The sequence below is a fragment of the Enterobacter sp. JUb54 genome, from assembly GCF_014298075.1.
GTDB classification, from domain to species: domain Bacteria; phylum Pseudomonadota; class Gammaproteobacteria; order Enterobacterales; family Enterobacteriaceae; genus Klebsiella; species Klebsiella lignicola.
The window spans coordinates 4899938-4922004 of the sequence record NZ_CP060418.1 but is presented as its reverse complement, the minus strand read 5'-3'; the positions used below and the strand labels follow the sequence as shown (position 1 = coordinate 4922004).

Below are 22067 nucleotides of genomic sequence, written 5' to 3'. Positions count from 1 at the left end.
ATCTATAAGACTTTCCAGCCGCACCGTTATTCATAATCCACACGAAAACGTAGTGCCGCATAATAATTTCCGGCGCTTAATGGCTTGCCATTGCGAATGATTCGCAGGGTGTAATCCAGTTCATTGCTCTTGCCATATAGCTGCTGCAACGGTAACGCTTCCCCTACTCTGGCAATATCTCCCGCGCTATCAAAAATCTGCAGATCGACACCGGTTGCCTGACCAGAAACCATAAAATGCTCCGCGGTCTCTCCACGATTTCCTTCAAAAATAACTCTGGCACCGCTGCCGATAGCGCTCTGAGCATCAGTGCTCACCAGCTCACAGTTGCGGAGTCGTAATTTGAAATGTTTACGTGGCCCTACGGATGCCATTTGTAAATCCCGGACCGGGGTCCCCCCCATTTCAACCGACTGCCAGGCATCTTCCATCATTAACGTGCAAGCAGGGGTAATGACCTGACCAGAAAAAGTAGCTCGTCCATGCCAGTATCTTGCGTCCTGTTCATTTTGCGCAGTTGCCGGGGTCGTTAAAGACGACGAGGCTAACGAAATATTGAAATGCAGAGCCAGCATCACAAGCACGCAGCAAGCCACCTGATTCAGATGAAAATAATCCTTGTGCACAAGCTGACTCCTTTTTTAATGTTGATAACAACCTGGCGGCCACAAGCTGGAGCCGCCAGGCCTGTTAGCTTGTTATATCGGTAATAATTGGTGATTACTCGTAGGCAAGGCTAAAGTTTGCCACTGCGGTAAATTCGCCTTCGGCTACGGTTTTACCGGTAGCCTGCTTAGCCCAGGTAGTGAAATGCAGAGTATTGCCGCCAGTAATCAGTTGGATGTCGCCAGTTGGAGTTCCGTAAACGATATTGCTGCCATAACCGTTAATCACAACGGCAGTATTGGTGGAACCGGCAGTTGCCAGTTCACCCGCCGTGCCACCGGCCACGCCACCACTAAAGGTCACCTGCACACCTTTTTTAACCGAGCTGATATCACAGTTAACTAATTTGATATCCAGATCTTTTATGTCAGAAGTACCGCCTGCAGCGAGGTGGCTTTTGGAAATCTGACCAAAATCGATAGATTGATCGGCTGCATGGGAGTCAATACCACAAGGAGCATCAATAACGGTCCCTTTAAAATTAACTACACCGGCTCCCTGAGCGGCCAGAGCACCAAAAGACGCAAAAAGAACGGCAACAGATGCAGCCAGAACGGTAGTTTTCATCCTGTAATCCTTATATCTATAATGGAAAGTTATCAACCAGCCTAAATTGACTGGTGTGACCCACCGGAAGCATCGGAAGGTCACATCAGTGAATTACGTCTTATAGTCATTTCAGCAATATCACCGTACTGAATACCCTGACGCCAAATGTGATAAAATAACGCCCAAAACTTTCACCTCATTCATACATTCATCATTCATCATTCATCATTCATCATTCATCATTCACCATGGTATAAACCCAACACACTCAATAACTGGATATTATATTCTTTAACTCTTTAGACGATTTATTCCACCATGAACTATGGCTGTTCCCCACTCAACCTGCTCTGCGAAACAAGCGCTGCGATATTTTAACCCTCAAAAAATGCAAACTAGCGGAATAGTGAAACCCCTAAAACATATTGTTTCCTGAAAAAATCAGGGGTTACATTAGAGAAAATTTCCATTAGAATGTAGTGAGTTTTTATTTGTTATTCTTTCATAAATGACAGACCGACCCGATAAAAGCAGTTTCAACGGCGTCACACCTCCTTTGTTAAGCTACAACATGCTGTTTTAAATGGATAATTACATGGACGACATTGATTACTTTGTTATTGGTGAAAACATCATATTCATCCCCACCAAAAGGTTAATTATTGACGGTGTGAATAGAAAGGAAATAAAACTTCAGGTCCCGGCGAGCATGTGTTTTGAAAAATTATTAAAAAAACAGGGGGAAGTTATCTCTCAGAACGAGTTGATAGATTTTGGCTGGGGAGAAAAACGGAAATCTGGCGTCAGCACTAATGCCTATTACCAGTCTATTTTGCATCTCAGAAAGAACCTGGAAAACGTTGGCTTGTTTGACATTATTGATACCATTCCACGTAACGGCCTTAGGATAAATAAAAAAATAAAGGTGTCCTGTGTTTATTTAAGTGAGAGCGCTAGCGCAGAGGGAAGCGATGATTTATATCATCGACCAGCCAGCGCCGTGATAGCAGACCTGAGAGTAAAATCGCAGCCAGAACCAGAGCAGAACACCGCCGCCGTTGACGTTACTGTTGCGACGACCGTAGCAACCCGCCGTGAAAGCCCACTCCCCTTTGTACGCGATATCCATCAGAGCAAGGGGGTCACTCGCACTGAGTTCATCAACACAGCCAGTAAGAAATGGCGCAAACAGGCTCCGTTCATGGCCCTGGCCGTTACTCTTTTACCCATCTTTGTGTACTTTTGGCCAGCGCAAAATGATGGGGTTTTTTCAGATTATATAAAGTTAAACTCAAAAAAATGCGCCATTTATGCCGCAGACAACAAACATTCACTAAGTGAAATACAGGGCCTGATGGATAAATCAGGACTCCCCTGTACCAGCCAGTCAAAGACTTTTTTTACCGCATCCCCGATGGGTACCAGAATCAATTTCATCAGCTGTACCACTTATGATGAGCATACTCAGAACTGCCGTTCGTTGACAATAATGAAAGACATTAAGGTTAAGCCATGAAGCCTATACTGACTTATAAAAATGTTGCCATTGCAGGGGCACTGTGCCTTTTGATAGCCCTTTCGTTAAAGCTACAAACATCATCACGAAACACCAGGACAATACAGTGTCAGAGTAGACAAATATTAATCCACGATGATTTCAAAGCAGACGCAAACTACGGCTTCACATTCAGTGAAAACAAAGGTGAAGTGACAATACACGGACTTGCAATGGAAAAAAATGAACAAATTACCATAAGCAGAGCAATTAAATTCACATTCATTAATAATGATGACGTTTACATATTAAAGAATACTAACATTGAATATCTCAGCAGTGCAGACAGCCAAAAATCTAGCCAAACCAATGTTCATTACCCTGCCTTCTATTATGAATCAGGAAAGGAATTAATTCTCAAAATTGTACCGGACAAGTATGACAACTCGGTCATTTACCTGCACAACATGCCATTATTTTACTGTAAAAAAATGTAGAACCCGAGAATATTGCTCCGTTTCCTGATGCCCGGTCAGATGCAACATTCTTCATTCTGCCGGGAAAGCATCAATGAGTGCTGCCCGTCACTAGCGGAGTACAGTGGTAATGCTCACCGGAGGCAACCGGGCCGTCTTGTCTCCTGAGCCTTTCCCCAGTTATTTTTGTGGTAAATGTTAATATCCGTAGTCATCGATATCACGCCGACTGTATATGATATAAATAGTAGCTACTTAACACATTCCTTGGCGTATGTTTTTCAAAACCACATTTATCAAGAATTCTTTTTCTTCGTTGATACAGGCTTTTTTGATCCAAACCTCTGACACTGGAAAAAAACCCAGGTTTCTTACCTTTAGCCAGAGCATTCAATAAAATAACTTCCTGCGGAGTTAAATCCACTTTCTTTGATTGGGCTTTATTTTGCAGTACCAGTTCAAAATAGTTATCATCAAACTTTTTTGATATATAACGACCCGCAGACTGTTTTACCCAGTCATTTAACCCACCAAGGCGATCGAAGGCTATGTATTTACACTCAAAGAGTTTACTAATTTTAATAAGGTAGTCAAACAGCTTGAGTGATATACCCTCAGCATCTATAAATAAAATATTGTTATCGCGGTCATTAATTACTAATTTTGCGTCAACGCTATCATCATTCAAAGAATAAAAAAACACCCCTTGCTCTTCGCATAACGTCCGTATGCCGAGTGAAAAATAGTAATCATCACTATATAGATACAGAGATTTTTTCAAAATGCACTCCAGCCAAAGCGTTAAAATCACAATAATTAATAATTTGCATGAGTAAAGTACTGGCTCGAACATTATATTATTTCAGGCGTTAGCGTTACTCGGTGACCAAAGTAATTCAAAAATAAAAACACTTCAAATGAGTAAAACTTAAATAATATCAAATCATATTAACTAACAATAAAATGATGCAAATCAACAAGTTATAACAAAAGTATTAGCAGTTCTTAGTTTTTATTAGTTCTATAATCAGTCAGCCCCTCATTTTTATAAGCGTCTCATTTACATTAAATCAACAACTTACAAACACAGCCTGGGGGTTTATATAACTTTCTGGATGGGATTTTTTAAAGCATGACATTGCATCTACAGGCCAACTCGATCATGAGATATTTTCCATTGTCTTTATATGAGACAGTTCTCCGGTTGCGGCATGGAGTGTTCCCAGCTATTCCCAAATATGTAGAACATAAAGACAGCGGCAGAACCGTCCAAATACCGGCTATGACAGGAAGCCAGTTACATCTGTTGGTGATGTGGCTACGGGCCTGGAGAGGATAATAGTTAAGACTCCAGGGCGTACAACGCCCCTTTTTAATTACGCGGAGACCTACGGTCAGGTATATAATGCACATCTATTTGGTGCTGACAGAAGCGTTACACCACACTTATTTGATTTAACATGCTGGGAAGATGCAAAGTGGAAGGTTTAGTCGTACTGGTAGTTATAGTATGGATACTGTTCAAACTGTTTAAGAAACTGGCCGCCAGGTTATACCCAGATAACATGATACCGGTAATGAAGCGTTGCGACAGTAGTCAAATGAAGGATGTCTGGGGGCATTCCCTTGAGGAAGAAGAAGAATATGTAGGATTATATGAACAAATACAGCGTGAACAGCAGCAAAGACAGCAAGCAGAAAATAATGCAGGAACGTTCTACAACTCAAAGGAATGGCGGCGTTTACGTTATCAGGCGTTCAGAAAGTACGGAAACAAATGCTGCGTGTGTGGCCGTGGTGCAAGTGATGGGATGGTGATGCATGTTGACCATATTAAACCTCGTTCCCTTTACCCGCATTTAGCCCTGGAGCTCTCCAATCTGCAAATCATGTGTAATGAATGCAACCTGAGTAAGAGTAACAAAGATGAGGTTAAATGGAGATAGGCCCCCGCTAGTACAGGAAACTTCCGGCTGCTTCATACGTTAGCTGCCGCGTAAAGCACAGCAACAAGTTTTGTAAGTCTCCCGGCAAAACGAACCATTCACTTTTGGAGATCTTCCGACATACTGATTATGTCCTCTGAGGAGATCGCCATGCGTAAAGCCCGATTCACCGAATACATACGCGCCTACCTGGGGCTCACACAAGCTAAGGTGGACGCATTGAGAACGAAGTACTCAACGGGGATCAAGAAAGGGACACGCGCATGAAACGCTTGCTTGCGCTGACGCTGGCACTACTACCAACCCTGGCGACTGCCGGACAGATAACTCTGATTCTTAGTGACAAAATCGAGACATCTGATGGTAAGATTTGCCTATATGAGAATGCAGTTAAAAGCGAGCAAGTAAAAGTAACTGCCAGCGCTCAATGCCGTCACACAATGACATTTGAGGATTAGTGATGAGTAACAAAAACTACGAAAGCCATCGTAAAGCGATTGTTAGCAAGGGTATCCCGCCAGAACTCTTAAAGCGGATCACTGACTCTGACATACAGGTTATCAATACGTTTTTAACCCGCATCAACAAACTTGATTTGTCAGAACAAGAAAAGTCTTGGCTTACCACACTAATCAAGACAGCGTGATTATAAAAACGCCTTTTTTTATTCAGTACAAAGTTCAGGAAATATCTTGCGAAACAATGGCCCCGAAAACATATCTATAAACGCTGCTTCTCCGGGACTTAAGGAAATTTCCTCAACCCTCTTCATAAATTTTAACGTGATTATTTTCAGCATACCTAAACAATCCTCGCCATTGATGATAATCAGCCCTTCACGATTATAAGAATTGATAAAGTTCAAAACGGATTGGAAAGCCGCTAGGTATGGATTAAACCGCTGCCCGTTATGCTCCTCAAAAGGAAATGCGCTTGTCCTGTACTGATGTATAACCATGGCATGAGCCAGCCCTTCTGTGTGAACTTTGAGCAATAACGGAAGATTGTTAATCTCAACCTGAATGAGTGTTTCAACTTTGCTAACAAACCAACTTTCTCTTAGATTATCGAACATAAGCCACCTTTTATTTGAGAACTACTTGCCCCGAAGAAAGGATAGTCATGGTTATTTATCGTTCAATAAGATAGAAGTCATAAAGCCCTGTTAGTGGTAAGAAGACAAGCGGAACGCTGGCAGAGCCGGATCTGTAGCTACCCGGGCATGACCACTATTCACCTGTTTACGCAGCCACAAGGCCGCACATCGGGCTTAAATGCGTGTGATCAGTCTGTCGATGACATAACGATGCCAGGGTGGGCTTTTTCTTCACGTTTTACTGTCGCGGTGTGAGGATGCAACTGCCGCCAACGCTGACTTATACTGTCATCTCACCATGTAACTTAGCGTGACAGTTACCAGGGGCGGATCACAACGGTAGAACCCATAGGCAGCTAAAACAGGTAACTATTTAATTTACTGATAGAGAAGGTTTTTAAGGTTTCGACATGAGAAGAGAAATCTGGAGCGGGCGAAGGGATTAGAACAAGATAACCAATAACTTGAAAAATATAGAATTTTCAAGTTATATCTTAACTTATACCCCCAAAGATACCCCCAAAGCACAGAGGCTTTGAATTCAAGTAATTACCTTTGTCGATAAATCAGCAGGAAGCGAGATGATAGCAAATGGCAGGCATACTCGAAAGCAGCGATACCGTTAGCATCAGACTAATTACGATTCATTAAACCCAGATCGCGACGGGCCCTCATGATATCAATAATCGTGAGATATGGCGTTTGTTCTTGCCAGCTAAACCCTCTGCGATCGATACGAACCAGTTCGTACTTTTCCACTAGAAAGTTAATGGCATTAGCGAGAGTGATACCGGCATCGATATGTTCCTGTATGACGGTTTCATCACAGAAAGGTGTATCGTTTAGTGTCAGGCCATAATGCTGTTCCAGCAGACGACTAAGTAGCATTTTCCAGATAGTCACGGGCGACAGGCATGGCTTCGCCGCCCGCATATTTGTTGTAGGTAGAAATTTCATTTTTTCTCTCGTGAAAGTAATTAACGTTGGGTGGGATAAATGGCGATGTATACGTAGCCACAACTACCAAGCGTATCGGCTTCGCAGGTGAGTCCGTTGTGATAGAGGGTGACACAGTGCTGATGGCGGGGGGAGAGTTCTCCGCTGGTGAGTATCAGCTCCAGTTGTTTGAGAATCAACGGAAAGGCCTGATCCAGGTATAGCGCGTCATCGTCGCAGAAAACACCGTTAAATCCGGCCCGATCAGCAAGAAAATGCAGGCGGTCGCCTTCTTGCACCAGCCGAGCTCCAAAACAGGGTGTGATCGTACTCTTTAGCCCCCAATGCTGGCAGGGGGGATTCTCCGGTATGGCACCAGATTCTGAGTGATAGTTCATTATTGTTCCTGATTAAAGTGAAGGATTAATTGAGAGTGACGCTTCGAAGAATGACATAGGGACCATTGCGGTCCTGACGACGTTCAGCAAACACGGCCAGAACGCCGCGTATGTCCTCCACCTCGCGGCCAGCATAATGGCAGATACTGCCTGACCATTTATATTTGCCCGTACTGAAGCGAAACAGTCGGGAGCCAGGATGCTGCCGGTACAGGGTCATTGCCTGGCGTTTGCTGATGATTTTCATATCCAGCCTCGCTCTGCAAACGACACAATTCCATCTGAACCGATAACCAGATGATCGAGAGTGTTCACATCAACCAGTGCCAGCGCTTCTTTAAGCCTGCCCGTAATGTTGCGGTCACATTGGCTGGGCTCCGGATCACCGGATGGATGGTTATGTGCCAGCACAACAGCAGCAGCATTGAAGCGAAGCGCTGACTTCACCACCTCACGGGGATGGACCTGGACATGGTTAATCGAACCGGCAAACAGCGTTTCACTCTCCAGTAAACGGTGCTGGTTATCGAGATAGAGCACCATAAACACTTCCCGTTCTTGTCCTGCCAGCTGTAACCGAAGCCAGTCACGGGCAGCAGTACTAGAGGTAAAGGATATACCGGGCTGGCGCAGATATTTATCCAGCAGGTTGATGGCACGACGAATGGTGCGTTGGGCATAGGGGGTTAATCCGGAGGTCGCGGGGAGCAAACAACCATGCTGGGCCATAATCGCCAGTGGAAAGAGTTCAGGCTGAGATGACAGCGGGGATAATGCGGTATTCATGTTCGGTATCCCTCAGTCGATGAGATGCATAATGGCGCTGCACTCTGGATGGTTCAGCGCGTAGTCGCGTAAGCGATAATAATGCTCAGTCATCGCGTCACACTCGGTGCGACAGGCGTGGTGGTTGTAAGCCATCAGACAGGCGACCATCCCTGCAGCTTCACTGGTAAGCTCTGCGCCATTGCCATTCATGCTGTTGAACAATGTCCACTTCTCATCGTGATCTGACTCGGGAGCCATAAAAGCGCCGCCGTTGCTGAGTGTCGAAAAGCGCCAGATACCACCTTGGTAATCGGCACACAGCCGCTCCATCCAGGCGAAAATACGAGGTTCAAGGGTTATCCATTGTGGGATGGAGCCAAAGTGCTGCGGCCAGAAGCCGATGCGTAACTCGTCCGGGACCACTGAGGCAGTAATTGCGGTATGCTCCGCAACCTGATGATTTTGTGTATTCATTAAACTATCTCCTTATGCCGGAACCGTTGTTTAACGCCCGAAAAAATCGAGCATGTTTTCTGCCATCACCCAAAGAGCACGATTGAGCTTCACATCGCCATCAATACCGGTAACAGCACGGGTGCGGCTGCTTTTCCCCTGAGCGGTTCGCCCTGACAATCCACCTTTCATCAGGTTCTCCTGCACGCGCTGGTATACGGTCCACAGGTCATCGCTGTAGTCCTCCCGGCGACGTGGGGTCAGCAACTGCGATACCGTGACCGGCTGGTGGTCTTCACCAAAGCGATACTTCAGCGCGGCATTCGCCAGGGCGTTACGGGCTGGTTCTGGCAGTGCCAGTGACTGCATTGCATCGCGCTTCTCCTCCACCCGGTCAAACACACCGAGCACTTCGTAAGCCCCTTCAATCACCTTCTCAACAACATTCCCTTTATGCGGTACCCGCACTTCTCCGAATGACTGACCGCAGACCAGGCCATTGGTACAGACGCCGCGAAATAACCCCGGCAGCATCTGGTAGCTTGATGAGCCGTCATGGCTGTTAAGTAGAATGATTTCCGGCACCTGATGGCCGGTCAGTTGACCGGCACGACGCAGGCGAAGCATGTGTTTGGTGTGTTCCCGCTTGCTCTGGTCGCGAACCTTTGTCTGGCAGGCAAAGAACGGCTCAAAGCCTTCACGCTGCAGGCTTTCGAGGATGGTGATGGTCGGTATGTAGGTGTACCTGTCTGAACGAGATTCATGCTTGTCACTCCCGAACACGCTGGGTACATGACTCATCAGCTCTTCGTGGGTCAGAGGCCGGTCACGGCGTATCTGGTTTATACGGCCAAAGCGGCTGGCTAATCGCATAGCTAACTCCTTATCTGATAATGAAATGAAAACAAAAAGGCCATGTCCCCGAAGGAACATGGCCTGTTGGTATCTGGTGTTGGTGTGTTGCGGGGTGGAGAGGTCTGAAATGTAAGTAACTAATCGCTGTAGTGTGTGGTCCGGCACTCACTGAGGTCAGACAGCTCTTTTTGCGTATTCTTCAGACCCGGACTGAAAGTGCCTACTTTTTTATCGCTGACATAAACATCGAAATTAGACGACTGACCCAGTGCGTCAATAAATGACACCCAGGCATTATCGCCATTCCTCCAGCCGAGGGATGAAGGTAATGAGAACTGACTGTTATCCATGACGACCGTTATTTCCGTCCCGTCGTCATGAGAACTTACTGATGTTCCATCAGGCAGGGTGAGATCAACACCGTGTTGCAGAATATTATGCGCATCCGGATTGCCAGTACAGTTCAGATTAAACACCACCTTCTCCGGGCTGGTAATGATATATTCGGTCACGCCCATCCCAAAACCACTCGTCCACATATTGGGAATAGCCTGTGCTGTTGATACAGAAGCCAGCATAGCTAATGTAACTATTACGTAAGGCAGTCGCATAATGTTGTCCTCAAATAATGTAATAAAGCTTTTGTTGTTTAAAACAATAAAGTAATGAAAAAACAGTTGGATTATTTTATTTGTTTGTAGCGAAACGCTTCTTTTCCGGCATAAATCCCGACAAGATCGTCATAACGAGGGTCCTTTTTATTCGGGCGGAACGTTACTTTCATATCGGGACTGCACATATCCTTCATGGTGAGATTGAATTCTTTACCTGGTGTAATGGTATACCCTGTTGCCACATCGTCTTTACTGGGAGTAATCCATCCCCAAATGCCACCCGGACAATCTCTGGAAGGTTTCGAGCGAACAACAATAAACCATCCCATTGAATCCACTTCCGTCGCTGTACACAGTTTTCTGACCTGTCGATGGGCATCACACCAGAATATATTCCCACTTTTATTATTCACTGCCGCAGGCAGGAACCCGCTATAAGGACGTGCTGCGTAAGCATTACCTGCGATAAGTAAGGGGAAAAACATGACTGGCAATAAAGACAATAATTTCAATTTTTTCATTAGATTAACCTTACATTCAATTATGGAGACCATCTCTAATCAGTTTGTCCGGATTGCCCCCGACTTTCTGATGGAGAAAATGAATTCAGCGACTGCTGAATAAAACGGAAATGAGGTAAGGCAGAGATAAAATGCTTATCCTCCGACAGCTGATAGAGAAGCTCACTGCGAATAAATGTTTCCCGCGATGGCCTTACCAGATGAATCTCATCCAGCCGGAAGACACGTAATTGCCTGTTATGTTCAGCGACCAGATACCAGTAACCGTCAAGAGCGATTAGCCGGTAAGGTGCGATGGCCTCATGACGCTCCCCTTCAGTCAGAACGGTGATGCGCTGACATCCCGAAATAGCTCTGACCAGCCTGTAGAAGCAAAGCTTTCCTGCCGGGGGATGAGGTCTGTCCTGATGCCATACCAGACAGGGTCGATCATCACAGTCCAGCAGGCTGCTGACCAGTCGCCGGTCAAAGCCCGGGAAAATCCCGGCCAGCCCCGTGCGGTGAGCAAAGGTCAGAATATCTATTTCCTGCCGTGTACTGTGAATATCCGAGCGCAGACTGCACTGCCCCTGGTAATAATCCAGGTCGAGATACATCAGACGTTCCCGAAAGTCACGACGTAACGTGCGCTCTGACACCCCGAATTCAGTTGCCAGTTTGCGAATAAACAGAGTTTCACCGGACACCAGGCGGCTGATAATCAACGACAACCTGACGGCAAGCCGGTCATGTCGCCGCTCCTGAAGCGTCATGAAAGATTTCTCCTCAGAAGTTAACTCTCTGAATTAATAATGATTACTTTAAAGGAAGGGGTGGACAGGGTATGGACAACATCGGAACTATTTTTTATGAGCAGCCCGGCCTTGTGAGCGCTCGTCTGACAGATAATGATGCTTCTCCTGATTTAGTTGACGATAAAACGCAATGGAAAGGACGTGTCCACAATCAACACATCATTAACAACAAGTTCATCATTCGCAGAGAAAATTGCGATATCAGAAGAATATCCAGTCCCAGACGGCCCGAGCGACCGACACCACCGCATCACGCACGCTACGAATCACCGTTTTCAGCGATGCAGACAGGAATGAAGATGATTCTGCGGTATCGAAAACCCGGCCCACAGCTTCACCGAAACTGTTACGGGCATGCGACTTTACCGGCTCTGTGCAGAGTCTCCCTTGCAGTTGTGTCACCACCGGGCTGGTGGCGCGGTCAGGCAGACAGCGCATCATGGCTGCCACCATCTCCTCAATGCCCCATCCAGTGCTGGCGGACACCACACAGACCGGATGATGCGGTTTAAACATCGCCATAATCGCAGCCTGCTTCGCTTTAAGATTTCCCTGTTGGTGCGGTGAAGGTTTGTTGGTGAGGGTATCCCATTCATGACAGGGTTCGATTTTGTCGGCCTGGTTAATCACAAACAGTACCTTTTGCCTGTAAGGTTGCATCACGCCGTGCCAGAACTGCTCGTCCACGGTCAGTGCCCGATCATCGGCCTTAATGACCCACAGCACCAGGTCCAGCTCCGGCAGCATACGATGGTAAAGGGCCCGGTACTCATGATCCCGCCGCCCGTTTTCACCTACACCCGGTAAATCGACAATCACCAGACTGTGACGACCGCTGCGCAACCGGAAGCGCAGTACATCGCGAGTACAGGCATTCACGTCACTCACCGGGGACACTTCCCCCCGGAAAAGTTCGTTGCAAAGTGAGGATTTGCCTGCACCACTTTTGCCCATGATGCCAATCACCGGCTCGTAGTGGGTCAGGTTCTGGATACGTTCAAGAATAAGCTGGCGAAGCGTGTGCGGAAGCGATGCGAGCGGTTGTTCAAGGGCCTGAAGGCCATCAGGTTTATTCATACAGAAGTCTCAGCGTGAAAAATAAAGAACCCCGATTTCCAGTCAGGAAGGCGGGGATTCACAGAGATGATATCTATCTGAAATTATTTGGAATTTTAGATTAACACGTAAAGGAAATTGTGTAGTCCAGAACTGAACGATGTCCGCTTAGTGCTGTGAGTTCAATGGGACGTTGCTAACATCTATCTGCATCAATTTGTGGGGAGCAGGTCAGAGTTATTATTGCACTTTAAAATTTTTCCTATGCTTCAAACAAATTTTTAGCTTGACAAGCTTTTTATACCACGCTATGAAAATAGATATTTTACAGGTCTGGAGGTAATTTATATGAAGCCAAAAGAAATACTTTGCCAATGGGTTGACGCATTTAATAATGCAGATGTAGAAACTATTTCACAATTATATGATGATAATGCAATAAACCATCAGGTAGCCAATGACCCAGTTATTGGAAAAGAGGCTATAAAGAAAATGTTTGAACAAGATTTTTCTATTCCAGAAATGGTTTGTATCGTTGAAAACATTTTCGAAGATGGACAATGGGCAATTTTAGAGTGGCGTGCCCCATTAGGTTTGAGAGGTTGCGGTTTTTTTTCAAATAGTAAATAATAAAATTATATTTCAAAGAGGCTATTGGGATAAGCTATCTTTCTTAAAACAGCACAATTTTCCTATTGAATAAAATACATATATACCTTGCATGAATAGTTTACAAAATTCTTAAAGCGTGCATTAAGGGAAGCAAAATAACTTCCCTTAAAGATAGTTACAATATCGATGCTGTATTAAACCATTATTCCGAATGCTTTTTATATAAATTAAGCACTGAGTTAGCATTCGCACCATTTTTATTATTTCTAATGTTAAGGTAATTAGTACGGATATCTTTAACGATGATAACCTAATGGCTTTGTAGTGTATTGTCGCGAGGAGCAAGATCCATGGTACCGAAACCAATCTGTAGAATCTTTACACCATCGTTTAATGTGATTTCTGGAATATCTGATAACGGTGCAAAGCAAATGGGAGGCGTCACCGGACAAGGTGTGCCAAAGACAGTGATATTGTTTATGACGCCGTCGGTGGTTCGCTGGCAGAGCTTTTGCTGAACAGTATGAAGGGAGATGGAAGGTTTGTTTCTTACGGTTTACTTTCGGGTCAACCTTATAAAATCCAGCCAGCCTCGCCTGCGACAAACTGGTTTCATATCCGTAATTATCTTGCTGATTTCACTAATGGCGACTGGCAGCATGAGTTCAGCGATATCTGGCAACTACTCCGCAAAAGTGAATTGAACGAGTATCAGCTTTTTACGTCGAGTCAATGGCTGGAGGCAATTGACAGTTACTATAAGTGCGGGCGATTACCTAAACCCATATTGATGTTGAATAAATAGTCTGAAGGTCAGTATTTCGCTCACAGCGTACCTACAGCTAAGTTAGTCTGTCCGCTTCGTGCCAGAAACGGAAGTTCCTGATTACTCTAAGTGTTAAGTTATGGAAATACGCCAATAGTTCTGCCTATCTATATGACATCAAAGCTGTAAACATTCATACTTTTTTGGGGTTTCAAGATTAAGGGCTTCTTACCTTAACCGGAGCCTGGTCATCTCAATATTGGCGTTAATATGCCAACTAATCTCTGGATATAGCGACTGTCTGGCGTTTCAAAGGCTTCAGCTGCTCAACCCAAATCAAAATATGACCAAAATCACAAACTTATCATTTGGTTCCAATTTTCAAGATAAGGTCATTTTTTTACTATATCAGCCATTAGATTTTCGAGAAAAAATAGCAGAAAGCAATCCTGTCCGCTCAATACCTTAAGGAGCAAACATGGCAAAGGAAATCACCTATCATTGCACATTGAGTGATGGGATCCATGCAAGGCCCGCCGGACATATCGCACGGATTTGTAATACCTACAAGGCCAATATCGCCTGGCAAAATATGCGCACTGGGATTAAAGGCAACGCCAAAAATGCGCTTTCCTTGGTTGCCACCGACACGTTATGCGGCGATAACAGTCGTATAACCATAGACGGGCCAGATAGCTCTAGCGCGGCGGCGGCGCTAACGGAGTTGTTGCCAAGGCTCCCAGATTTAAGTGTCCTCCCATCTTCTATTCCCGGTCATCTTCCACGCAGCCTTGAAGAGCTACACCCTCATTACCTGACCGGAGTCAGCCTCAATGCAGGGATTGCCATAGCCCCGCCAATATTTATTCCTGGCATCAGCTTCGAAAAGCTGCTGGCACAAGCTCCTTCTGAGAAAAATCCTCCGGAACAAGAGCTACAACGCCTGCTTGGCGCGCTGAAAACGCTGTGGGAACAGAAAAAATCCTCATTACAACAGTTCCAGGGCATTGAGCACGACCTTCTGGAAGCTCATATGGAATTGATTAATGACGATGAGTTTCAGACAAGCATTAGCAACTATCTCTATCAGGGCATCAATGCCTGGTCTGCCATAGTGCGTGCGTCGATGGACTTCAGCGCCGTACTGGCTCGTTCCTCCAGTCGTTATATCCAGCAGCGTACACTGGATATTCTCGATATAGCTACACAGATCCTGAGCACTCTCTATACTGAACACCCGCTGCTACTGCCAATGCCCTCGCTCACACACCCAAGCCTGGTATTGGCCCATGCGCTTACGCCAAGTCAGTTGATGACACTGGATAAACATAATTTGTCTGGTCTGGTGCTCTCGGCGTCTGGTCAAAATTCGCATACAGCCATCCTCGCTCAGGCGCGAAATATTCCAACCCTGGTGGATATCGATTTCAATCCTGACACCTTTGCCCATCAATGCACCTTAGTGCTAGATGCCGATCACGGTATGCTTATTACCGAGGTTGATGAAAAGATCCTGCGCTACTACCACCATGAGATGGCTGTACAGCAACAAAAGCGCGAACAACCCGCCGTCGCTCCGAACAGCTGGCCACTATTAATACCTGAGCTGGTTCAGTGGGATCTGGACGTGGAAGATAAAAACGAAGCGATCAAAAAAATGGTCGACAATTTCTGGCTACTCCAGCGCACAGACTCTCGCGACAAACTTTGTCAGGACATCTGGGCACGAGAAAGCCCGTTCCCGACAGTGGTGGGAGCAGGCTTTGCCATTCCGCACGCGCGCACCGCGGCAGTAGAACATTCCACCATTGGCATCGCACGATTACGCCAGCCAGTTGCCTGGGGTGGTGTGCAGGTGGATACCGTTTTTATGCTGACCATTAGCGCGATTGCTGTAGAAAATGAACATATGCGCTATTTCTCCAGCCTTGCCCGGCTGCTGATGAACGACGAGTTCGTCAACAAAGCTAAAGCGACTACTACCCCTATTGAGCTCTATAACCTTATTTTTAGCGCATTAGTGCGCTAATTCGCCCAACCTAGCAACGAGGCGGTATGTTAAAACTCTTAAAAAATACCAAGCGACATTTTATGACCGGCGTGTCCTATATGGTTCCTTTTGTCGTCGCGGGAGGCGTACTGCTGGCGCTGTCGGTCATGCTCAACGGCCATGCGGCGATACCGGAGAGCGGTTTTCTTAAGGCGATGTCGCAAATTGGCATGGCGGGATTAACGCTGTTTATTCCGATTCTGGCCGGATTTATCGCCTGGTCAATGGTCGATAAACCGGGTATTGCCCCTGGCGCCATTGGTGGCCTTATGGCCTATCAGATGGGAGCAGGATTTCTCGGCGGCATGCTGGCGGGCATTATTGCCGGACTCGTGGTACGGGTGCTGCTGACGGCGATTGCGCGCCTGAACATTCCTTGTTTTCTGCGCATGGTGCTGCCGATTTTTATCATCCCACTGCTGGGTACCTTCATCACCGGGATGGCAGTGTACTACATCATCGGCGACCCGATTGCCGGGTTGATGAAGTGGCTGAGTGAATGGCTCGCCAATATGCAGGGGGGATCATTTATCATCCTCGGCGGCATTCTGGGGGGCATGATTGCCATCGACATGGGCGGACCAATGAACAAAACCGCCTTTTTTTTCGCCGTGGCGCTGATCTCAACCAACCCGCAGTTGATGGCCGCCGTGGCTGCGGCTGTCTGCACGCCGCCACTCGGACTAGCCCTGGCCACCTTTATGTTTAAAGACATTTTCAACGATGTGGAGCACGAAGCCGGCAAGCCGGCGATCATCATGGGTTGTATGGGGATCACTGAAGGCGCTATTCCCTTTGCTGCCGCCGACCCGATCCGCGTAATTCCCGCCATCATGCTGGGTAGCGCCGTGGCGGCGATTTCGTCACTGTGGTTTGGTGCAACCAACGCCGCCCCCTGGGGCGGACTTATCGTGCTGCCGGTCGTTGGCAATCACTTCGGTTATATCGTTTCGGTCATCGCTGGCACGCTCACCACCGCGATTACAGTAAAGGTGCTGAAAACCGTGGTTAAATCCCAGGATGAGCAATAAGGACGCAGACAATGCCCGCGTTTATCCAGTCAATTTTGAGCGAGTTCAGCGCACAAAGCTCTACCAGCGAAAGCGTGCTGGTCGCCAACGGCAACGCACAGCCTCCAGCAATGGCTTACTATCTGCACGTTCCGCGCATTGAGGTCACGGTAAAAGGGGGGCTGAGCATGCTGCTGCCTAAAGGCAGTGACCGAGTAATCAAGTGCGAGCGCTCGGTCGGCACTATCACTTACATACCTGCTAATAGCTGGAATTCACCGCAATGGGAAAGCCCGGTTATCTGCATGTCAATTGTGTTCTGGAAGCAGGATGTTGGCTTTAGCATCAGCAACTGGGATGGTACACAGTTTAAAGAGGTGGAGAAATTCAACCTGCAACACTCCAGCAGTACGGTACGAGACCGGTTGCTCGAGCTGGCAGAATCGATGGCATGGGCGCAAGATAAAACCAGCGAGACCTTCGCGCACATCGTCTACGCCCTGCTTAACGATCTGCTTTACCAGGTGGCCGAAGGGATGAATAACCCGAGGGGGCCCTTCTCGCTACTGGACGGCATAAAAAGCCATATTGATAGCCACTACCATATGGAGATCAGTCGAGAAAGTGTTGCAGAGGCCTTTAATATTTCCCCCGGTTACCTTTCGCGCCTGTTTTCCCGCGAATCAGACGTGAAGTTTAATGAGTACCTGAAGCTTGCCCGGATCTCGCGGTCAAAAACGCTGCTAACCAACACCACCATGAAGATTAATGAGGTCGCAGAGAAGTGCGGTTTCACCGATACAAACTATTTTTGCAAAGTGTTCCGGGACATCAACGATTGTACGCCACTTGAGTACCGGCGTAAGAACAAGGGAGCAAGCTTATCATGACCCGTACCGCGAAAGATGACGTGCAGCCCTTTTCCAGTGATCGCCATCTGCATATCGTGGCGGTAACTGCCTGCGCAACCGGCGTGGCGCATACCTACATGGCCGCCGAGCAGTTGGAAAAACTGGCAAAAACCTATCACTTCTCGATCAAAATCGAGACCCAGGGCGTGCTGGGACTTAAAAACGAGATAACCGAAAAGGACTTACTTGAAGCTGAACTCGCCATCATTGCCTCCGATATCACCATCGATAACCCGACGCGCTTCGATGGCTGCCGCATTCTCAACGTCTGCATAAACTCACTGCTGCTCAAACCCACTGAAGTGATTTCTGCCATTCGCAAGTCGCTGAACTTGCCACGAGGCAACATTATCGAGCTGTAGCGTACAGCGTATTGAGCTCTACAATAGGTTCACCGCCGCGCCGTTCAAGAAATTCCAGGACCCGCTGCGGCGAGCCGTTTAATATCCGCTCCTCAGGAAACTCAATCTCCGCCAACAGATGCTGACAGGCGCTGAAGTCACCCAATGTAAAGGCGCTGTGCGAATCCGTTCCCAGCGACAGCAAGCCGCCTCCTTCGTGCACCGCCGCCACAATTTTGCGGCAGTTACTCTCACTACCCCGTCGAGCATGCAGAAACGATGCGTTGTTCACCTCCAGCGCCACATCGTATTCACGAGCGGCAGCAACGACAGCAGGAATATCAATCGGGTATTCCGGGTTGCCCGGATGGCTAATGATATGCACCTTACCGCTGGCGATAGCCGCAATCATCGCTTCGGTGTTGGCCACCACGTCTGCGGGGGCAAAAACCTGCTTATGGAAACCGGCGATAATAAGATCCAGCGTGCTACGCATTTTATCGCTACAGTCGGTTTCGCCGTTGACTTTAATATTGGCTTCAATACCGCGCAGCAGGCCCACGCCCTCAACCACTCTTGGCAGAATACGCATATTGTTAAAGTGAAATGCATGAGGCGCATCAACCATTTCCGGGCCATGGTCGGTAATGGCAATCAACCGTATACCTTTACGCACGGCGGCGGCGAGATAATCGTGAACGGTGCTGTAGGCATGGGTGCTCGCCACGGTATGCAGATGCAAATCGACGTTGAACATTACTCCTCCTCGGTGAAAAGCGGCCCCCACACGCGAGGGCCTGAGTGATTACGCCAGCAACGCTTTGGCCTGACGTACCACGGCCTCAGTGGTGATACCAAAGGCTTCATACAGCTGTTCTGCGGGCGCCGATTCACCAAAGCCGTGCATGCCGATAATCGCCCCACCCAACCCGGTATATTTAAACCAGTAGTCGGTGATACCGGCTTCGACCGCGACACGCGCTGCCACCGTGGCTGGCAGCACCGATTCGCGATAGGCGGCATCCTGTTTATCAAAGCGGTCGGTACAGGGCATCGATACCACACGAGCACGGACGCCCTCGGCGGTCAACTGCTTCCAGGCAGTTACGGTCAACTCCACCTCCGATCCGGTAGCAATCAGAATCACCTGCGGCTCACCCTCACAACTCTTCAGCACGTAACCACCCCGCGCAATATCCTGAATTTGCTGCCAGGTACGCTCCGGTTGGGTCAAGTTCTGCCGTGAGAGGATCAGCGCCGTCGGCCCGTCAGTGCATTCCACACCCTGTTTCCACGCCACGGCGGTTTCGACCTGGCAGCATGGCCGCCACACGCTGAGGTTCGGCGTCAGGCGCAGTAAGGCAATCTGTTCAACAGGCTGATGCGTTGGGCCATCCTCCCCCAGACCAATCGAATCGTGGGTATAAACCATCACGTGGCGCTGCTTCATCAGCGCCGCCATACGCACTGCATTACGGGCATACTCGACGAACATCAGGAACGTGGAGGTATAGGGTAGAAAACCACCGTGCAGCGCAATGCCGTTAGCAATAGCCGTCATGCCAAACTCACGAACGCCATAGTGAATATAGTTACCGTCGCTATCTTCATTGATGGCTTTCGAGCCGGACCATTGCGTCAGATTGCTGGGGGCTAAATCTGCCGAACCGCCAAGAAATTCCGGCAGCAGCGGGCCGAAGGCCTCAATCGCATTTTGCGACGCTTTACGGCTGGCAATCTTCGCCGGTTTGAACTGCAGGCGCTCAATAAAGGCCTGCGATTTTGCATGGAACTCTGCGGGAAGGTCGCCGTTCAGACGCCGAGTCAGTTCGGCTGCCGACTCTGGGAAAGCCTGCGCATAGGCGGCAAATTTTTGCTGCCACTGGGACTCTTTAGCTTCACCTGCTTCTTTAGCATTCCAGTGCGCATAAATTTCAGAGGGAATTTCAAACGGTGCATAGGGCCAGTTCAGCGCTTCGCGGGTGGCGGCAATTTCTGCCTCGCCAAGCGGCGCTCCGTGGACATCATGGGTGCCCGCTTTGTTCGGTGAGCCAAAGCCAATCACCGTTTTACACATCAGCAAAGAGGGTTTATCGGCCACCGTGCGGGCGGCCTCTACGGCGCGATGTATCGCCTCGGCATCGTGTCCATCGATATCACGCACAACATGCCAGCCGTAGGCTTCAAAACGCCGAGCGGTGTCATCGGTGAACCAGCCTTCTACATGACCGTCAATCGAGATCCCGTTATCGTCATAGAACGCCACCAGTTTACCCAATTTAAGCGTCCCAGCGAGCGAACAGGCTTCGTGTGAAATACCTTCCATCATGCAGCCATCACCCATAAAGACGTAGGTGAAGTGGTCAATCACCTCATGGCCGGGACGATTAAACTGCGCCGCCAGGGTTTTCTCGGCGACGGCCATCCCCACGGCGTTGGCAATGCCTTGCCCCAGCGGGCCAGTGGTGGTTTCAACACCTGCGGTGTAGCCGACTTCCGGGTGCCCCGGTGTTTTCGAGTGCAGCTGACGGAATTTTTTTAGCTCGCTTAACGGTAGATCGTAACCCGTCAGATGCAGCAAGCTGTAGATAAGCATCGATCCATGACCATTCGATAATATAAAGCGGTCGCGGTTAGCCCAACCGGGGTTGACTGGGTTGTGGTTGAGGAAGTCCCGCCACAACACTTCCGCAATATCGGCCATCCCCATCGGCGCCCCAGGGTGACCCGATTTCGCCTGCTGCACCGCATCAATGCTAAGAAAGCGAATTGCATTCGCCAGCGTTTTTTTAGCGATCATTACCTGCTCCATTTTCAATTCTAAGGAAAAATTCGGCCCCGCCTTTATGACTGACGGATAGATTCTGGTAGTGCGGAATGGCGGCGAAAGTATCGATATCGTGGGTAACTGACTGCGGCGTAAGCACCTCTACCACCACGCTTTGTGCCGCCTGTGCCGACAGTAGCCCAGCGTAAGAATCCTCAAACGCCACACAGTGGGTCGCGGGAATGTTCAGGCGCTGTGCCCCCAACAAAAATGGCTCCGGTTCAGGCTTGCCCCGCGTAATATCTTCGCTGGTGACCAGCACGTTGGGGAAAGGCAGCCCCGCGTGGTGAATACGCGCCGAGGCGACTTTTAGTGACCCCGAAGTCACAATTGCCCAGGGTACGTTCAGCATATTGAGTGACTGGAGAAACGACGCGGCGCCGGACACCGGCGTTATGCCTTCCGCATGGCTAGCTTCATACGCTTCAAGCGCCAGGAACTCCTGCTCAATAACCACATCACTTGCATCCGGCATAAAATGGCGCAGCGTGCTAACCGCCGGTTTGCCGTGCAGATAATGGCGTACCGCCTGTACACTGAATCCCTTACGCACCGCCCAGGCGCTCCAGGAGGCCTCAACAAAATCCAGTGAATTCACCAGCGTACCGTCTAAATCAAAAAGCAGTCCACGAAAATGCATATTTACCGCCACCTTTAACCTGCAACATTATTTATTTTTATCGCAAACAACAGTGCATAATAAATATAAATAAAGTGGTTTCTATAGTAATTTTGTTATCACCATTTTATTTTCTTTTATTCGAGATGATTTTTATGATCAGGGTCACAAAATAAATACCAGGCTATTTTTTTCAAGAAAACGTCACTTTTTTTCTATTCAAAATGCACCCCAAACGGTCAACGATATACTCATGAAATGCAGGCAAGGTTCTGCAAAACAAAATTAACCCGCATTAGCGAAAAGTT

At 47.9% G+C, this 22067-nt stretch carries 26 protein-coding genes and 1 pseudogene; 10 read left to right on the top strand and 17 right to left on the bottom strand.

The genetic code is table 11. The features are described 5' to 3' along the window. Positions 1-26: 26 nt before the first annotated feature. Complete coding sequence (locus HF679_RS22885) at positions 27-626, bottom strand: fimbrial protein (protein WP_227540135.1); 600 nt, start codon at positions 624-626, stop codon at positions 27-29. A gap of 94 nt (positions 627-720) precedes the next feature. Then, complete coding sequence (locus HF679_RS22880; RefSeq protein ID WP_123756576.1) at positions 721-1233, bottom strand: fimbrial protein; 513 nt, start codon at positions 1231-1233, stop codon at positions 721-723. A 577-nt stretch (positions 1234-1810) separates the two neighbouring features. Between HF679_RS22880 and HF679_RS22875 the strand changes: the two genes are divergently transcribed. Further along, positions 1811-2731, top strand: coding sequence for a transcriptional regulator (locus tag HF679_RS22875; RefSeq protein WP_187042405.1), 921 nt, complete (start codon positions 1811-1813; stop codon positions 2729-2731). Beyond that, positions 2728-3207: a hypothetical protein gene (locus HF679_RS22870; RefSeq protein ID WP_123756574.1), complete on the top strand. Its 480-nt coding sequence runs from the start codon at positions 2728-2730 to the stop codon at positions 3205-3207. Before HF679_RS22875 ends, HF679_RS22870 begins: the two co-directional genes overlap by 4 nt. Positions 3208-3406: 199 nt before the next feature. On the opposite strand, the gene HF679_RS22865 is transcribed toward HF679_RS22870, so the two are convergent. Further along, positions 3407-3967, bottom strand: coding sequence for a hypothetical protein (locus HF679_RS22865; RefSeq protein ID WP_187042404.1), 561 nt, complete (start codon positions 3965-3967; stop codon positions 3407-3409). A gap of 697 nt (positions 3968-4664) precedes the next feature. Between HF679_RS22865 and HF679_RS22860 the strand changes: the two genes are divergently transcribed. The 3 genes from HF679_RS22860 (at position 4665) to HF679_RS22850 (ending at position 5778) form a co-directional block, all read left to right on the top strand. Further along, positions 4665-5132 carry an HNH endonuclease gene (locus HF679_RS22860; protein ID WP_123756937.1) on the top strand — a complete coding sequence of 156 codons (468 nt, stop codon included), beginning with the start codon at positions 4665-4667 and terminating at the stop codon, positions 5130-5132. A gap of 263 nt (positions 5133-5395) precedes the next feature. Next, a complete protein-coding gene (locus tag HF679_RS22855) occupies positions 5396-5590 on the top strand; it encodes a hypothetical protein (RefSeq protein ID WP_123756572.1) in 195 nt (64 codons plus the stop codon). Between the two features lie 2 nt (positions 5591-5592). Continuing rightward, complete coding sequence (locus tag HF679_RS22850; protein ID WP_123756571.1) at positions 5593-5778, top strand: hypothetical protein; 186 nt, start codon at positions 5593-5595, stop codon at positions 5776-5778. A gap of 18 nt (positions 5779-5796) precedes the next feature. Here the strand turns inward: HF679_RS22850 and HF679_RS22845 are convergent, their stop codons facing one another. The 11 genes from HF679_RS22845 to HF679_RS22795 form a co-directional block, all read right to left on the bottom strand. Further along, entirely contained in the window at positions 5797-6207 is a 411-nt protein-coding gene (locus HF679_RS22845; protein WP_123756570.1) for a hypothetical protein, read from the bottom strand. Positions 6208-6861: 654 nt separating this feature from the next. Continuing rightward, positions 6862-7185, bottom strand: a complete 324-nt coding sequence (locus HF679_RS22840) for a TA system toxin CbtA family protein (protein ID WP_166465534.1) — start codon at positions 7183-7185, stop codon at positions 6862-6864. Between the two features lie 20 nt (positions 7186-7205). Continuing rightward, entirely contained in the window at positions 7206-7562 is a 357-nt protein-coding gene (locus HF679_RS22835) for a type IV toxin-antitoxin system YeeU family antitoxin (protein ID WP_166465533.1), read from the bottom strand. A 25-nt stretch (positions 7563-7587) separates the two neighbouring features. Next, a complete protein-coding gene (locus HF679_RS22830; RefSeq protein ID WP_012543032.1) occupies positions 7588-7809 on the bottom strand; it encodes a DUF987 domain-containing protein in 222 nt (73 codons plus the stop codon). Next, positions 7806-8348 carry a RadC family protein gene (radC, locus tag HF679_RS22825; protein WP_137379967.1) on the bottom strand — a complete coding sequence of 181 codons (543 nt, stop codon included), beginning with the start codon at positions 8346-8348 and terminating at the stop codon, positions 7806-7808. The genes HF679_RS22830 and radC overlap by 4 nt, the downstream gene beginning before the upstream one ends. 12 nt (positions 8349-8360) lie before the next feature. Next, the gene (locus HF679_RS22820; protein WP_063444302.1) at positions 8361-8804 is read right to left on the bottom strand and encodes an antirestriction protein; all 444 of its coding nucleotides are present in this window, start codon (positions 8802-8804) and stop codon (positions 8361-8363) included. 30 nt (positions 8805-8834) lie between these two features. Next, positions 8835-9656, bottom strand: coding sequence for a DUF932 domain-containing protein (locus HF679_RS22815; protein WP_021571974.1), 822 nt, complete (start codon positions 9654-9656; stop codon positions 8835-8837). A 119-nt stretch (positions 9657-9775) separates the two neighbouring features. Further along, on the bottom strand, positions 9776-10249 hold the full coding sequence (locus HF679_RS22810) for a hypothetical protein (RefSeq protein ID WP_187042403.1): 474 nt from the start codon (positions 10247-10249) through the stop codon (positions 9776-9778). A 71-nt stretch (positions 10250-10320) separates the two neighbouring features. Then, a complete protein-coding gene (locus HF679_RS22805; RefSeq protein ID WP_187042402.1) occupies positions 10321-10773 on the bottom strand; it encodes a hypothetical protein in 453 nt (150 codons plus the stop codon). A gap of 35 nt (positions 10774-10808) precedes the next feature. Further along, positions 10809-11525, bottom strand: coding sequence for a helix-turn-helix transcriptional regulator (locus HF679_RS22800; protein WP_103847991.1), 717 nt, complete (start codon positions 11523-11525; stop codon positions 10809-10811). Positions 11526-11768: 243 nt separating this feature from the next. After that, a complete protein-coding gene (locus tag HF679_RS22795; protein ID WP_187042401.1) occupies positions 11769-12644 on the bottom strand; it encodes a GTPase family protein in 876 nt (291 codons plus the stop codon). 327 nt (positions 12645-12971) lie between these two features. On the opposite strand from HF679_RS22795, the pseudogene HF679_RS22790 reads away from it, so the two are divergent. The 5 genes and pseudogenes from HF679_RS22790 to HF679_RS22770 all read left to right on the top strand — a co-directional run bounded on the left by HF679_RS22790 (position 12972) and on the right by HF679_RS22770 (position 18334). After that, a pseudogene (locus HF679_RS22790) lies at positions 12972-13326 on the top strand (nuclear transport factor 2 family protein). Positions 13327-14479: 1153 nt separating this feature from the next. After that, positions 14480-16030 (top strand): PTS sugar transporter subunit IIA, encoded by a 1551-nt coding sequence (locus HF679_RS22785; protein WP_187042400.1) that lies wholly within the window; start codon positions 14480-14482, stop codon positions 16028-16030. Between the two features lie 26 nt (positions 16031-16056). Beyond that, a complete protein-coding gene (locus HF679_RS22780) occupies positions 16057-17082 on the top strand; it encodes a PTS fructose transporter subunit IIC (protein WP_187042399.1) in 1026 nt (341 codons plus the stop codon). 11 nt (positions 17083-17093) lie between these two features. Next, on the top strand, positions 17094-17951 hold the full coding sequence (locus HF679_RS22775) for a helix-turn-helix domain-containing protein (protein ID WP_187042398.1): 858 nt from the start codon (positions 17094-17096) through the stop codon (positions 17949-17951). Further along, complete coding sequence (locus tag HF679_RS22770; protein ID WP_261802971.1) at positions 17948-18334, top strand: PTS fructose transporter subunit IIB; 387 nt, start codon at positions 17948-17950, stop codon at positions 18332-18334. Before HF679_RS22775 ends, HF679_RS22770 begins: the two co-directional genes overlap by 4 nt. Here HF679_RS22770 and HF679_RS22765 read toward each other — a convergent pair. Genes HF679_RS22765 through HF679_RS22755 form a run of 3 tightly spaced genes read right to left on the bottom strand, consistent with a single transcriptional unit; the run spans position 18321 to position 21780 of the window. Next, complete coding sequence (locus tag HF679_RS22765; protein ID WP_187042397.1) at positions 18321-19070, bottom strand: phosphatase; 750 nt, start codon at positions 19068-19070, stop codon at positions 18321-18323. The genes HF679_RS22770 and HF679_RS22765 overlap by 14 nt on opposite strands. Positions 19071-19118: 48 nt before the next feature. Then, positions 19119-21113: a transketolase gene (gene tkt, locus HF679_RS22760; RefSeq protein ID WP_187042396.1), complete on the bottom strand. Its 1995-nt coding sequence runs from the start codon at positions 21111-21113 to the stop codon at positions 19119-19121. Continuing rightward, complete coding sequence (locus HF679_RS22755) at positions 21103-21780, bottom strand: HAD-IA family hydrolase (RefSeq protein WP_187042395.1); 678 nt, start codon at positions 21778-21780, stop codon at positions 21103-21105. The genes tkt and HF679_RS22755 overlap by 11 nt, the downstream gene beginning before the upstream one ends. Between the last annotated feature and the right edge of the window lie 287 nt (positions 21781-22067).

Coding starts and splice junctions, on each gene's coding strand:
- HF679_RS22880 (WP_123756576.1), bottom strand. CDS start 1,233: ATGAAAACTACCGTTCTGGCTGCATCTGTTGCCGTTCTTTTTGCGTCT.
- HF679_RS22875 (WP_187042405.1), top strand. CDS start 1,811: ATGGACGACATTGATTACTTTGTTATTGGTGAAAACATCATATTCATC.
- HF679_RS22870 (WP_123756574.1), top strand. CDS start 2,728: ATGAAGCCTATACTGACTTATAAAAATGTTGCCATTGCAGGGGCACTG.
- HF679_RS22855 (WP_123756572.1), top strand. CDS start 5,396: ATGAAACGCTTGCTTGCGCTGACGCTGGCACTACTACCAACCCTGGCG.
- HF679_RS22850 (WP_123756571.1), top strand. CDS start 5,593: ATGAGTAACAAAAACTACGAAAGCCATCGTAAAGCGATTGTTAGCAAG.
- HF679_RS22845 (WP_123756570.1), bottom strand. CDS start 6,207: ATGTTCGATAATCTAAGAGAAAGTTGGTTTGTTAGCAAAGTTGAAACA.
- HF679_RS22840 (WP_166465534.1), bottom strand. CDS start 7,185: ATGAAATTTCTACCTACAACAAATATGCGGGCGGCGAAGCCATGCCTG.
- HF679_RS22835 (WP_166465533.1), bottom strand. CDS start 7,562: ATGAACTATCACTCAGAATCTGGTGCCATACCGGAGAATCCCCCCTGC.
- HF679_RS22830 (WP_012543032.1), bottom strand. CDS start 7,809: ATGAAAATCATCAGCAAACGCCAGGCAATGACCCTGTACCGGCAGCAT.
- radC (WP_137379967.1), bottom strand. CDS start 8,348: ATGAATACCGCATTATCCCCGCTGTCATCTCAGCCTGAACTCTTTCCA.
- HF679_RS22820 (WP_063444302.1), bottom strand. CDS start 8,804: ATGAATACACAAAATCATCAGGTTGCGGAGCATACCGCAATTACTGCC.
- HF679_RS22815 (WP_021571974.1), bottom strand. CDS start 9,656: ATGCGATTAGCCAGCCGCTTTGGCCGTATAAACCAGATACGCCGTGAC.
- HF679_RS22810 (WP_187042403.1), bottom strand. CDS start 10,249: ATGCGACTGCCTTACGTAATAGTTACATTAGCTATGCTGGCTTCTGTA.
- HF679_RS22805 (WP_187042402.1), bottom strand. CDS start 10,773: ATGAAAAAATTGAAATTATTGTCTTTATTGCCAGTCATGTTTTTCCCC.
- HF679_RS22800 (WP_103847991.1), bottom strand. CDS start 11,525: ATGACGCTTCAGGAGCGGCGACATGACCGGCTTGCCGTCAGGTTGTCG.
- HF679_RS22795 (WP_187042401.1), bottom strand. CDS start 12,644: ATGAATAAACCTGATGGCCTTCAGGCCCTTGAACAACCGCTCGCATCG.
- HF679_RS22785 (WP_187042400.1), top strand. CDS start 14,480: ATGGCAAAGGAAATCACCTATCATTGCACATTGAGTGATGGGATCCAT.
- HF679_RS22780 (WP_187042399.1), top strand. CDS start 16,057: ATGTTAAAACTCTTAAAAAATACCAAGCGACATTTTATGACCGGCGTG.
- HF679_RS22775 (WP_187042398.1), top strand. CDS start 17,094: ATGCCCGCGTTTATCCAGTCAATTTTGAGCGAGTTCAGCGCACAAAGC.
- HF679_RS22770 (WP_261802971.1), top strand. CDS start 17,948: ATGACCCGTACCGCGAAAGATGACGTGCAGCCCTTTTCCAGTGATCGC.
- HF679_RS22765 (WP_187042397.1), bottom strand. CDS start 19,070: ATGTTCAACGTCGATTTGCATCTGCATACCGTGGCGAGCACCCATGCC.
- tkt (WP_187042396.1), bottom strand. CDS start 21,113: ATGATCGCTAAAAAAACGCTGGCGAATGCAATTCGCTTTCTTAGCATT.
- HF679_RS22755 (WP_187042395.1), bottom strand. CDS start 21,780: ATGCATTTTCGTGGACTGCTTTTTGATTTAGACGGTACGCTGGTGAAT.